This window comes from Mesorhizobium sp. LSJC280B00 (assembly GCF_000502835.1).
In the GTDB taxonomy this organism is placed as follows: Bacteria; Pseudomonadota; Alphaproteobacteria; order Rhizobiales; family Rhizobiaceae; genus Mesorhizobium.
The window spans coordinates 77,643-90,400 of sequence record NZ_AYVL01000002.1 but is presented as its reverse complement, the minus strand read 5'-3'; the positions used below and the strand labels follow the sequence as shown (position 1 = coordinate 90,400).

General features: G+C 62.2%; 10 protein-coding genes and 2 pseudogenes. 3 read left to right on the top strand and 9 right to left on the bottom strand.

The window, feature by feature from the left end; translation table 11 throughout:
* Positions 1 to 3: 3 nt before the first annotated feature.
* The 4 genes and pseudogenes from X773_RS42665 to hmgA all read right to left on the bottom strand — a co-directional run bounded on the left by X773_RS42665 (position 4) and on the right by hmgA (position 3,598).
* Complete coding sequence (locus X773_RS42665; protein WP_023674404.1) at positions 4 to 297, bottom strand: hypothetical protein; 294 nt, start codon at positions 295 to 297, stop codon at positions 4 to 6.
* Entirely contained in the window at positions 294 to 1,316 is a 1,023-nt protein-coding gene (locus X773_RS42660; protein ID WP_023674403.1) for a fumarylacetoacetate hydrolase family protein, read from the bottom strand. Before X773_RS42660 ends, X773_RS42665 begins: the two co-directional genes overlap by 4 nt.
* Before the next feature lie 48 nt (positions 1,317 to 1,364).
* Positions 1,365 to 2,274, bottom strand: a pseudogene (locus X773_RS42655) (MBL fold metallo-hydrolase).
* Between the two features lie 10 nt (positions 2,275 to 2,284).
* Entirely contained in the window at positions 2,285 to 3,598 is a 1,314-nt protein-coding gene (hmgA, locus tag X773_RS42650) for a homogentisate 1,2-dioxygenase (RefSeq protein WP_023674402.1), read from the bottom strand.
* A gap of 143 nt (positions 3,599 to 3,741) precedes the next feature.
* Here hmgA and X773_RS42645 point away from each other — a divergent pair, with 143 nt between their 5' ends.
* Positions 3,742 to 4,179 carry a MarR family transcriptional regulator gene (locus X773_RS42645; RefSeq protein WP_023674401.1) on the top strand — a complete coding sequence of 146 codons (438 nt, stop codon included), beginning with the start codon at positions 3,742 to 3,744 and terminating at the stop codon, positions 4,177 to 4,179.
* 30 nt (positions 4,180 to 4,209) lie between these two features.
* Here the strand turns inward: X773_RS42645 and X773_RS73540 are convergent, their stop codons facing one another.
* The 3 genes and pseudogenes from X773_RS73540 to X773_RS42630 form a co-directional block, all read right to left on the bottom strand.
* A complete protein-coding gene (locus tag X773_RS73540; RefSeq protein ID WP_156937260.1) occupies positions 4,210 to 4,833 on the bottom strand; it encodes a DUF4304 domain-containing protein in 624 nt (207 codons plus the stop codon).
* 32 nt (positions 4,834 to 4,865) lie between these two features.
* On the bottom strand, positions 4,866 to 5,900 hold the full coding sequence (gene tdh, locus X773_RS42635; protein WP_023674399.1) for an L-threonine 3-dehydrogenase: 1,035 nt from the start codon (positions 5,898 to 5,900) through the stop codon (positions 4,866 to 4,868).
* Between the two features lie 96 nt (positions 5,901 to 5,996).
* A pseudogene (locus tag X773_RS42630) lies at positions 5,997 to 7,182 on the bottom strand (glycine C-acetyltransferase).
* Between the two features lie 265 nt (positions 7,183 to 7,447).
* Between X773_RS42630 and X773_RS42625 the strand changes: the two are divergent.
* Positions 7,448 to 9,520, top strand: a complete 2,073-nt coding sequence (locus tag X773_RS42625; RefSeq protein ID WP_023674398.1) for an EAL domain-containing protein — start codon at positions 7,448 to 7,450, stop codon at positions 9,518 to 9,520.
* A 22-nt stretch (positions 9,521 to 9,542) separates the two neighbouring features.
* Here X773_RS42625 and X773_RS42620 read toward each other — a convergent pair whose 3' ends face one another.
* Entirely contained in the window at positions 9,543 to 9,971 is a 429-nt protein-coding gene (locus X773_RS42620; protein WP_023674397.1) for a MarR family transcriptional regulator, read from the bottom strand.
* A 156-nt stretch (positions 9,972 to 10,127) separates the two neighbouring features.
* On the opposite strand from X773_RS42620, the gene X773_RS42615 reads away from it, so the two are divergent.
* Positions 10,128 to 10,496, top strand: a complete 369-nt coding sequence (locus X773_RS42615) for a hypothetical protein (RefSeq protein WP_245274614.1) — start codon at positions 10,128 to 10,130, stop codon at positions 10,494 to 10,496.
* Between the two features lie 139 nt (positions 10,497 to 10,635).
* On the opposite strand, the gene X773_RS42610 is transcribed toward X773_RS42615, so the two are convergent.
* Complete coding sequence (locus X773_RS42610) at positions 10,636 to 12,681, bottom strand: NADH:flavin oxidoreductase (RefSeq protein WP_023674395.1); 2,046 nt, start codon at positions 12,679 to 12,681, stop codon at positions 10,636 to 10,638.
* Positions 12,682 to 12,758 lie beyond the last annotated feature (77 nt).

Sequence of the window (12,758 nt, the reverse complement as noted above, 5' to 3'; positions counted from 1 at the left end):
ACTTCACGGCGCGACCCGGAATAGCGACACACCCGCCCATAGAAGCGCAAACCCAGCCAAAACAATCAGCAGCAGCCCGATCATGCGCCGCCGCATGCCTTGCGTTTCCTGGTCCAGCGCGACATTCGTGTTGGTGACGGTGTGAAACATCATCGCCTTGCGCGGCAGGCCGCTGCGGTTGGTCAGGCCGGGCGAGCGCGCCTCGATGCGATAGCTCAGGCGGATCGCCAGGATGAAGATCGCCAGCATGACAAGGGCCCAGACACCGCACAGCAGATAGAATGTCTCGCCCGTCATTCTCTTGCCCCCTCGTACTTCTCGACCCTCTGCTCGATGGCGCCGAAGATCGAATGCCCACCCCGGTCCTTCATCTCGATACGCACGCTATCGCCAAAGCGCAGGAACGGCGTTTTCGGTTCGCCGGCTTCGATGGTCTCGATCATACGCAGCTCGGCGATGCAGGAATAGCCGGCGCCGCCCGCCGAGACAGGCTTGCCCGGCCCGCCGTCGAGCTTGTTGGAGACGGTGCCCGAACCGACGATGGTGCCGGCGGCCAGCGGCCGCGTTTTTGCGGCGTGAACAATCAGCGCCGGAAAATCGAAGATCATGTCGATGCCGGCGTTCGCCCGGCCGAACGGTTTGCCGTTGAGATCGACCAGCAGCCGCAGGCTGACCTTGCCGCCATCCCAGGCATCGCCCAGCTCGTCCGGCGTCACCGCAACCGGCGAAAAGGCCGATGACGGTTTCGACTGGTAGAAGCCGAACCCCTTGGCGAGCTCGGGTCCGGTCAGGCCGCGCAGCGTTACATCGTTGACCAGCATGACCAGCCGGATCGCCGCCCGCGCCTCATCGAGGCTTGCGCCCATCGGCACATCGTCGACGATGACGGCGACCTCGCCTTCCATGTCGATGCCAAGGGCGTCGTCGACCATGCGGATCGGGTCGCGCGGTGCGAGGAAAGCGTCCGAGCCGCCCTGGTAGATCAGCGGATCGGTCCAGAAGCTTGCCGGCATCTCGGCGCCGCGCGCCTTTCGCACCAGCTCGACGTGGTTCACATAGGCCGAGCCGTCGGCCCATTGGTAGGCGCGCGGCAGCGGCGAATGAGCGTCATGCTCGTGAAAGCGGGCAGACGGCACCGCATTATTCTCAAGTGATTCGGCCATCGCAGCGAGATGCGGCGCGATCCGATGCCAGTCATCGAGTGCGGCCTGCAGCGTGCGCACCAGGAACGAAGCATCGGTAAACCGCGTCAGGTCACGCGAGACGACGACGAGCTTTCCGTCGCGCGTCCCGTCCTTCAATGTGGCAAGCTTCATGCGGTTTCCTCTCCTGGCGCAGCTTTGGCGCTGCTTTGATTTTTTGTTCTACGCATGATCTCTTCCGAAAACCGGTTCCCACTTTTCGGGATCATGCTCCAGCCTCACAACAAGGCCGTCGCGGGCGATCGTCAAGTCGCCGGCCCATGTTTTCCTGACGGCGGCGATCCAGTCGGCCTCGCCGATCTCCGGATCGTCGGCCGGAATGAGGTGGTTGAGGACTAGCCTTTTGACGTCTGCGTTGCTGGCGATGCGGCCCGCCTCCTCGGCAAAGCTGTGGCTGGCAAGCAGGTGCTCTCTCAGCCTTGCGCCGTTGCCGGTNGTTGCCGGTCTTCGCGACCAGCCGCTCGATACCCACTTCCAGCATGGCTTCGTGGACCAGTATGTCGGCGCCTTGGGCGAAATCCGCCAATGGCGGAAAGAACGCCGTATCCGACGAAAACACGACGCCTTGCCCCGCATGATCGAAGCGCAGCGCAAAGCAGTCCGTCACCGGCGGGTGGTCGACACGCAGCGCCGATATTTTGAGACCGCGCTCTTCCGCCACCTGGCCTTCACCAAACTCGACGATCGAGACCAGGTCACGGAGATCCGGCCGCCCTTCATCGGCGATGCGGATCTCGATGTCGAACTCCATCGCCTGGCAAAAGCGCTGCCAATAGTAGTCGATGCCGGGCGGGCCGAACAAACTGACCGGTGTCGCCTGGCCGGCCGTCCAGGCAGTGTGAATAAGCGGTCCCAATTCCAGCACATGGTCGGAGTGCAAATGCGTGATGAAGATCAGGTCGAGCGCCTTCAGGCTGATGCCGGCATCGGTCAGCCCGCGCGTTACGCCCAGCCCGCAATCGATGACGATGGTGCGGCCGCCAATCTCCAGCAGCGACGAACTCGGCCACGGGCCGCCCGGCCGCAGCGCCGGGCCACCCTTCGAACCTAGAAGCACCAGACGATCCGTCATGCGACGGCGCTCAAGACCAGTCGCCCTCTGGCGTGCCGTTGAAGCGCTTCTTCAGGCCGGCCCAGCAGTCGATGTAATTGTCCTGCCGGGTTTCGAGCTCGGCGCCATAGCGGGTCACCATTTGCGGAAAGCGTGTCTCGAACATGAAGGCCATGGTATTGTCGAGCTTGACCGGTTTCAGCTCCGCTCGCGAGGCTTTTTCGAAGCCAGACGCATCGGGTCCGTGAGCCAGCATCATGTTGTGCAGGCTGATGCCGCCGGGCACGAAGCCCTCTTCCTTGGCATCGTACTGACCATGAATCAGGCCCATGAACTCGCTCATGATGTTGCGGTGATACCAGGGCGGGCGGAACGTATCTTCCGCGACCAGCCAGCGCGGCGGGAAGATGACGAAATCGATATTGGCGGTGCCTTCCTCGCCGCTCGGCGCGGTCAGCACGGTGAAGATCGATGGATCGGGGTGGTCGAACAGGATTGCGCCGACCGGCGAAAAGGTCGCAAGATCATATTTGTAGGGCGAATAATTGCCGTGCCACGCCACCACATCCAGCGGCGAATGGTCGATCTCGGCGACATGGAACTGGCCACACCATTTCGCGATCAGCCGACACGGCGTCTCCTTGTCCTCGAACCAGGCGCAGGGCGTCTTGAAATCGCGCGGATTGGCCAGGCAATTGGCGCCGATCGGGCCGCGATCCGGCAGCGTCAGCTTGGCGCCGTAATTCTCGCAGACATAGCCGCGCACTTGCGGATCGACCAGTTCGACCTTGAACACCAGGCCACGCGGCAGCACGGCAATCTCGCCCGGCCTGAGTTCGATAACACCCATCTCGGTGACTAAGCGCAAGGCTCCAACCTGCGGCACGACCAGCAACTCGCCGTCGGCGTTGAAGAAATGATCGTCGGCCATCGAACGGTTGGCGACATAGACATGTGCCGCCATGCCGGTCTGGCCGAGCACGTCGCCGGCGGTGGTGATCGAGCGCATGCCGGCGATGAAATCGGTCGGCTCCTTCGGCATCGGCACCGGGCTCCAGCGATACTGGCTGAGTGCGAGCTGATGGTCGCCGACGTTCGGCGCGCTTTTCCAAAGCGGATAATTCGCCGCTTTGAAGCGACCGGTGTGCCTCACGCTCGGCCTTATCCGATAAAGCCAGGAGCGCTCATTGGTGCCGCGCGGCGCGGTGAATGGAGAGCCCGAAAGCTGCTCGGCATAGAGGCCGTAGGCCGGCCGCTGCGGCGAGTTTCGGCCTTGCGGCAGCGAGCCCGGCAAAGTCTCGGTCTCGAAGTCATTGCCGAAACCCGGCATGTAGGAATAGGCCATGGAATCCTCCCGAATTCATAGTCCCGGAGCGTCCGAAGGGAAGCTCTGAGTTGACCAGACTGGTTTCATTTGTAACCATTGAAAATGTAACCATCAACGGTGATTTCGGCATGAGCCGCCAGCCTGCTCAATCAAGACCAACCATGGAAATCCTCGAGCTGGAATCCTTCCTGCCTTACCGGCTCTATCGGCTCGCCGATGCCGTCAGCCGCGAATTCTCAAGGATATACAAGGACCGCCACGGCCTGACCCGGCCCGAATGGCGCACGCTCGCCGGACTTGGACAGCACGGCACGATGACGGCGACGGCGCTCGGCGAGCAGTCGGCGATGCACAAGACCAAGGTTTCGCGCGCGGTCGCCGAACTCGAGCGGCGCCGCTGGCTCGTCCGGACGCCAGACGAAAAGGACCGCCGTGTCGAGCATCTGGCGCTGACCAAGGCTGGCGTTACTGCCTATCGCGAAATGGTGCCGCTGGCGAAGGAGTTCGAGCGGGAGCTGCTGGAGAGGCTTGGTGCGGAAGAGCGGGCGGCGATTGTCAGTGGGGTAGCGGCGCTGGAGGCAAAACTCACCCTGGGTTGAAATCCTCCATAGGTTCGACCGTCGCAGAAATCAGATGGCTACCGCGGCAGGCAACGCTCCTAAACCGTAATAGGCGCGTTCGGCTTCAATGATGCCTTTGACATGGCTTCGAAATTCTACCGGATCATCGATGTAGGCCAGGAGCGCCTGTGCCTGCGAAACCGCGTGTCTTCGAACGCTTTCAAACAGCCGCCTTGCCGTTTCAAAGTCACCAGCCAAGCCGGCCGCCACCCCGGCGTGGAAAGCTGCCCATTCGCCGTACGCACCAAGCTGCAATTCATTCACGAGGATCGCGGCTGTCGCCTGCACGGAAGGGAACATCGATCGATGAATCTGATCAATTTCGAGTACCTTCCTCGCCATTTGACCGACCAGGGGCACAAACTGTGCGGAGTTCTGGAACTCAACGAACCCGCCGACGCGTTCAGACCGATCGAAGGTCAGTGTTTGCGGAAGCGAACCCCAAAGCCAGTGGACAGCCACGTTCAGGTAAGTGCCTTTGGACCAAGAGCTGGGCTGAAATTCGACTACACTCACCCAGAAGCCACGATCAGCGATCCAGACACGTGACTGCCCCTTTCGCCGAAATCCGGCCGGCTGCAGTACGGTCTTTGCTTCCGAAGCAATGATACGTCCGTGCTCGTTCTCCGCCATTTTGTCCCCCAAAGTGCAGGCAGTGAGCTGGCCTACCAATCCATCACCACCTTGCCGGAATTGCCGCCCTTCATCGCTTCGAAGCCGGAAATATAGTCGTCGATGCCGATCCGGTGGGTGATCAGGCCGCTGACATCGAGCGGGCCCTGCACCAGGGCGATCATCTTATACCAGGTCTCGAACATCTCGCGGCCGTAGATGCCCTTCAGATGCAGCATCTTGAAGATGACCTTATTCCAGTCGATCTCGAAGCCGGTCGGCGCAATGCCGAGGATGGCGATCTTGCCGCCATTGTTCATGGTGTCGATCATGTCGCGGAAGGCAGGCGCGGCACCCGACATTTCGAGGCCGACGTCAAAACCCTCGGTCATTCCGAGCGCCGGCATCACGTCGCGCAGCTTTTCCTTCGACGCATCGACGACATGCTGGACGCCGAGCTTTTTCGCCAGTGCCAGGCGCACCGGGTTGATGTCGGTGATGACCACTTTTCGCGCGCCGACGCACTGCGCCACCAGCGCGCCCATGATGCCGATCGGCCCGGCGCCGGTGACCAGCACGTCCTCGCCGACGAGATCAAAGGACAATGCGGTGTGAACCGCATTGCCCAAGGGATCGAATATCGCCGCGATCTCGTCCGGCACGTCGTCGGGGATCGGCACAACATTGTGCTGCGGGATCGCCAGGTATTCGCCAAAGGCGCCCGGCCGGTTGACGCCGACGCCGAGCGTGTTGCGGCACAGATGCCCCCTGCCCGCCCGGCAGTTGCGGCAATGGCCGCAGACGATATGGCCTTCTCCGGAAACGCGCTGGCCGAGTTTGTACTCAGTCACCGCCGTGCCGAAATCGGCGACGGTTCCGACGAATTCGTGGCCGGTCACCATCGGCACCGGCACCGTCTTTTGCGCCCACTGGTCCCAATTGTAGATGTGCACGTCGGTGCCGCAGATCGCCGTCTTCCTGATCTTGATCAGCACGTCGTTCGGACCGATTTCCGGCACCGGCACTTCTTCCATCCAGATGCCCGGCTCGGCCTTGGCCTTGACCAGCGCCTTCATCATGTTCGACATTCTCTTGTCCCCTGAACCTTAGTCGCCTGAACCTTAGTCGCCTGAACTTAGTCGCTTGAATCTCTTGATCCGGAATCGCTTTTCGGTCCCGGCCGCTCAGGAAATCACGCCGAGTTCGCGACCGACTGCGGCGAACGCCTCAACCGCACGATCGATGTCAGCGCTGGAATGGGCGGCCGACATGCGTGCGGATGCGCGCCTGGCCCTTCGGCACCACCGGGAACGAGAAGCCGATGACATAGATGCCGCGCTTCAGCATCCGCGCCGCCATTTCCTGTGCCAGCGTCGCGTCGCCCAGCATCACCGGGATGATCGGATGGTCGGCGCCGGCCAGTGTAAAGCCGAGCCTGCCCATCTCGGAGCGAAACCGCGCTGCGTTGGCATATAGGCGCTGACGCAACGCATCGCCATTGCGGATCATCTCGAAAACCCGGATCGAAGCGCCAGCGATCGCCGGCATCAGCGTGTTGGAGAACAGATAGGGGCGCGAGCGCTGGCGCAGCCAGTCGACTACCTGCTTCCTGCCCGAAGTGTAGCCGCCCGACGCGCCGCCCAACGCCTTGCCAAGCGTGCCGGTGATGATGTCCACCCTGCCCTCGACGCCGCAATGTTCGGCCGAGCCGCGGCCGTTCCTGCCGACGAAGCCAACTGCATGGCTGTCGTCGACCATCACCATCGCATCATATTTGTCGGCGAGGTCGCAGACGCCCTTCAGATTGGCGATGATGCCATCCATCGAGAACACGCCGTCGGTGGCGATCAGCCGGAACCGGCAGTCGCTCGCCTCTTTCAACCGCGCCTCCAGATCGGCCATGTCGTTGTTGGCGTAGCGCAAGCGCTTTGCCTTCGACAGCCGCACGCCGTCGATGATCGAGGCGTGGTTCAGTGCATCGGAGATGACCGCATCCTCCTCGCCGAGCAGCGTCTCGAACAGGCCGCCATTGGCGTCGAAGCAGGAGCCGTAGAGGATGGTGTCCTCCATGCCGAGGAAGTCAGAAATGGTCGCCTCGAGCTGCTTGTGTTCTTCCTGCGTGCCGCAGATGAAGCGCACCGACGCCATGCCGTAGCCGTAACGGTCGAGCGCCTGCTTGGCCGCCTCGCGCAGTTCGGCGCTGTCGGCGAGGCCGAGATAATTATTGGCGCAGAAATTCAGCACCTTCTCGCCGCCCACCTCGATCTCGGCCGATTGGGTCGAGGTTATCACCCGTTCGGATTTGTAAAGGCCGGCCGATTTCAGTCCTTCAAGCTCGCTGTCGATGTGGGAAAGGAATGCTTCGGTCATGATCAGGCCCTGTTGAGATCGACGAGGACTGTCGCGCCGCGCGGACGAAAAATCCATCGCAAAAGCGACCGCTTCGGTGGCGGCAATGGCACGGCAGAGGCCACGATGTTCAAATGCGGAGGCGCCGCGAAAGATTGCAATAACCACTTTGCGGGTTTCCCGCCGCGGTCGCCGCCGCCGGCCTGCTGCCGTCCCAAACCTGTTAACACTTTGAAGCCAAAGGTTGTCGCACAAGAATTCGTTGGCGAGAGGGCCGCCTCAGAAAATGTCGCAGCAGCCGGTGCACGCCGTTTCAGGCAGGCTCATACTCCTGATCAAATCCGGCTACTGGCTGGCTCTGTTGATCATAGCCGCCATGGTCGTGGCCTCCTTCATCCTGCTGCAACAGGTGATGTCTACCCAACGGCACAATCAGGCGCTGCTCGATATCGTCAGCACACAGAAAGCCCTGTCGCAGCGCATCGTCTTCCTCGCCGGCGCGACAGGCAGCGCTTCACGCGACCAGCAGCCGGCCCTGGTTAGCGCGCTCAAGCAAGCGACGGTGGAGTTCGAGAAGAACTACGATCTGCTGCTCGAACGGACCGCCGCCGATCCGGCGTCGCCGGCAAGGTTCGATCCGAAATCGATCGAGAGCGTGCTTTTCGCCAAGCCGTACCATCTCGACTATTTCTCGGTCGGGCTTATCGCCAACGGCGAACGCCTGATCTCGTCATTCGAATCGCGGCTCAACATGGCCGGCAATGGTGGCTACAAAGGCGGAGAGGAGCGCGTCAACCTGAACGCTTCAGTTGCCAACGCAACATTGTCGGGCTATGCCGCACTTGGCCAGCGCATCAGCGCCTTTGCATACCAGCGATCCGAAACACTTCTCGATCTTAACCGCACATTGTTCTACTCGACCATCGGCGTCATCGTGCTGGTGGCGCTTTTCATTTTCAGGCCGATGTCGAATGCCATCCTGCGCCGGACGCGCGAGCTGGTCGATGCGCGCAATTCCATGGCCTTTATTGCCGTGCATGACGGGCTGACCGGCCTGCACAACCGCACCTTCCTGACCGAGCATTTCGATACGCTGATCAATGCGGCGCGGCGACGGCGTGAACGGGTTGCCGTGGTGCAGTTCGATCTCGACCGGTTCAAGCAGATCAACGACACGTTCGGCCACGCCGCCGGCGATTATGTGCTGGTGGCGGCTGCGCAGCGCATGCGTGATTCGTGCCGTACGTCGGATCTCAACGTGCGGCTCGGCGGCGATGAATTCGTCATGATTCTCAACGGTGCCGGCAGCACCGAGGACATCGATACCGTCGCCCGGCGCATCCTGACCAAGCTCAACAAGCCGATCGTCTTTCGAGGCACGACAATCCATCCGGGCGTAAGTGCCGGGATTGCGGTCTACCCTGTCGACGCCGACAATGCGCAGGATCTGCTCGTCCATGCCGATCTGGCGCTGTATTCCGCCAAGAAGCAGGGCGGCGGCAGCTTGTCGTTCTTCTCCGAGGAGCTGAGGCACGAACTCGATTATCGCAAGCAGCTCGAGCTCGACATCAGGACCGCCATCTCGGAGAAGGCGTTCGAAGTCTATTTCCAGCCGCAAGTCTCGCTGTCGGACGGCGGTATCAGCGGCATCGAGGCTCTGGTTCGCTGGAGTCATGCCGAGCGCGGCATGATCGCGCCGGGCGAGTTCATTCCGATCGCGGAAAAATGCGGTCTCATGCCCGAGATCGGCCGCATCGTCATTGCCAAGGCGATCGACGAAGCAGCCGAATGGAACCGCGCAGGCATCGCCTTCGGGCGGATCGCCGTCAATGTATCCGGCTCGGAGCTGCGCGAGACAGATTTCGAAGTCTTCCTGTTCGACATGCTGGAGAGGGCTGGCCTGCCAGCGCACAAACTGTCGCTGGAGATCGTCGAATCCGTCATCCTCGACGACGAGAAGACCGGTATCGCGGCAAAGCTGCGGCACATTCGCGCCGCTGGCATCCATCCTGAGCTCGATGATTTCGGCACCGGCTACGCATCGCTCAGCCATGTCAATCCAAACGAGATCGATCGGCTGAAGATCGACCGCCGTTTCGTCCAGAACATCAACGAGAACAGCGGCAACACCAAGATCGTGCGTGCCCTCACAGAACTCGCCCGCGGTCTCGGCATCTCGATCGTTGCCGAGGGCGCTGAAACCGAAGCCGAGCTCGACTCGCTGATGGCGATCGGCTGCGACCAGGTGCAAGGCTATTCCATCGCTTTCCCGATGCCGCCGGACAGCGTGCGCGAATGGCTGGTGGCGCGAACGCCCAAGAAGGCCAGGCTGACGGTGCTGCAGGGCTGCCGGGCGTAGATCCGTTTCCTAGCCTAAATTTCTAGCCTTCGACATTGGCCCGTAGCGCGGCCAGCACCTGTGCAAACTCTGCCAGCCTGTCGTCGGACAGTCCTTTCCGCAGCCGTTTGTCGAAGGCTAACGCGGCGGTGCGCAATTTCAGGAACAGCGCTTCTCCGGCTTGGGTCAGCTCCACCTGGTGAACCCGGCGGTTCTCGGGATCGCGGCGGCGCATCAGCAGGCCTTGCGTCTCCATGGCGTTGAGGTGGTGGGTCAGCGTTGCGCCCCGGATGCCGATCATGCCGGCGAGCTCGCGTTGGTTGGCCAGTTCCCGCGACTTGACCGACAGCAACGTGACCCAGACCGGCAGGGTGCCGCCTGCCTCGACCAAGGCAGCGTCGAAAGCCTGCGCAACCAGCTTGGCGGTGCGCGCGAGATTCATCCCGATCGGCGGGCGGTCAAAGGGCGTCATGATCCGACACTAGAACAAGGGCAAAGCCTATGGAACCGGCTCGAGCTTATGCGTTGACATCTAATCATTTGATATCTATCAATATGCCTGGCGGTGGGCAAGAGAGGATATGCGGTCATGCAATATGTCTACATCATCGTCCTCGGCCTTCACGTCATGGCGGGTGTGTTCTGGGCCGGCACCACTATCGCGGTTGCGCGCGAACCGGAGATCAGGGCGGAACGTTTCTTCCGGCCGCAAATGGGCGCAGCCGGCGTGGTTTTCCTCACGGGCTTGCTGCTGTGGTATTTCTTCCACAACGGCTCTTTCGGCTCGATGGAGAAGGTCTTGGCGCTGGGCATCTTGACGGCGTTAATCGCCGCCGGGGTTCAGGGCGCGCTGGTGGGTTCCGCCAGCAGGCAGTTGGCCGGCGCTGATGCGGCGAAGCAAACCCAATTGCGCGCCAAGATGACAAAAGGCGAACGCATCGCTGGCGGCCTGCTGGTCATCACCGTGTTCTGCATGGCCACCGCCAGGATGTTTTGAGCGTCCTGCCGCAATCGCAAGATCGTACGGTGCCCGGCGATGGCCGGCGGCGTGCGCGGCGCGCAGACCGGACCGACGTGCCTGGTGGCTCTCCGTACGGAGGTTCGGCTGCGCGCCACCAATCAATCCAAAATATTCCTCAGATTCGCAAGCCGAACCTGATGCCGTCATAGATGGCGGCGTGGATGTTGCGCGAGGCTACTGCATCGCCGATGCGGAAGAGCACGAAACCACTCTGCGGATTGCGCACCGGAAAGATGTCGCCGCCATTGACCAGTTTTTCGTAATCGATCGCGCCGGCGTTCTTCGACAGCGGCTTCAGCGCCAGGTAGAGATCGTCGAGCGGCAGCGTGCCGTGCTCGACCACCACCTGGTCGACGCGCCGCTCACCGCGCCAGCCATCGGCGAAGTCGGAGGCGAGCTCGGCGATCAGCTGGTTGCCTTCGCGCCGCACCGAGCGCAGCCGTGTGTTGATGGTCACCGTGACCCCCTTTTCCTGGAAGGCGCGCATGTAGGGCACATGGTTCATGCCGCCCATTTCCGGGGCGAAGAAGCGTTCGGGCGAAACCAGCTCAAGCCTGGCGCCGCTATTGGCGATCAGTTCGGCAGCACCCATGCCCTGATGGCCGCCATTGTCGTCATAGAGCAGCACGTTCTCGGCCGGCTTGATGCTGCCGGCCATGATATCCCAGCTCGAGGTGACGAGATTGTCGCCCGCCGTCAGCGGCGGGTTCTGCGGCAGCCCGCCGGTGGCGATCACCACCACGTCCGGCGACAGCGCCAGCACGTCGTCCTTCTCCGCCCAGTTGTCGTAGCGGATCTCGACGCCAAGCCGGTCGAGTTCGGCCAGCCGCCAGTCGATGATGCCGATCAATTCCTTGCGGCGCGGGTTTTGCGTTGCCAGCCGCACCTGGCCGCCGGCCTGGCTCGATGCTTCCAGCACCGTCACGTGGTGCCCGCGCTCGGCGGCGACGCGCGCTGCCTCCAGCCCGCCGGCGCCGGCGCCGACGACGACCACCTTCCGCTTCGGTCCCTCGGTTTTCGGAATAATATGCGGGATATCAGCCTCGCGGCCCGTCGCCGCATTGTGGATACACAGCGCCTCGCCGCCCTCATAGATGCGGTCGAGGCAATAGGTGGCGCCGACGCAAGGCCGGATCTCGTGCTCGCGGCCCTCCATCACTTTTTTGACGATATGCGGGTCGGCAATGTGGGCACGCGTCATGCCGACCATGTCGAGCTTGCCGGTGGCGATGGCGTGACGCGCGGTGGCGACGTCGGAAATCCGCGCCGCATGGAAGGTCGGGAATTTCGTCGCCGCTCTCACCTCCCCTGCGAAGTCGAGATGAGGTGACGAGCGCATGCCGGTCACCGGGATGACCTTGGTCAGCGCCGCATCGGTCTCGATCGAGCCACGGATGATGTTGAGGAAATCGACCTTGCCGGAGCCGGCCAGCCGCCTGGCGATTTCGACGCCCTCCTGTTTCGACAGGCCTTTCTCGAAATCCTCGTCGGCGACCATGCGGATGCCGACGACGAACTTTTCGCCGACTGCGGCACGCACTGCGTCGAGCACCATTCCGGTGAAGCGCAGCCGGTTGTCGAGCGAGCCGCCGAAATCGTCGTCGCGCTGGTTGGTGGCCGGCGACCAGAAACCGTCCATCAGATGGCCGTAGGCTTCGAACTCGATGCCGTCGAGGCCGGCAGCCTGGCAGCGCTGCGCGGCCGCCGCATAGTCGGCGACGATGCGCTCGATATCCCAGTCCTCGATAGTCTTGGGAAAGGCGCGATGGGCCGGTTCGCGCACCGGCGAAGCCGACAGGACGGGCAGCCAGTCGGCCTTGTTCCAACCGGTGCGGCGGCCGAGATGGGTGATCTGTATCATCACCTTGCAATCGTGCTCGTGGCAGGCATCGGTAAGCTCGGCGAGCCACGGCACGATGCGGTCGTCATAGACATGCAGATTGCCAAAAGCGGCCGGGCTGTCGCGCGAGACGATCGCCGAACCGGCGGTCATGGTCAGCGCCATGCCGCCCTTGGCCTTTTCGGCATGGTAGAGCCGGTACCGCTCCTTCGGCATGCCGTCCTCGGAATAGGCCGGCTCATGGCTGGTCGACATCACCCGGTTCTTCAGCGTCAAATGCTTGAGCTGATAGGGCTGGAGGAGCGGGTCGTTGCTGGTCATCGTCTTCCTGCTGTTTCAAATTGTGCTAATGAGCGGCAAATTTTTGTTTTACGCATGTCGCTGTCCCAAAATCGCTG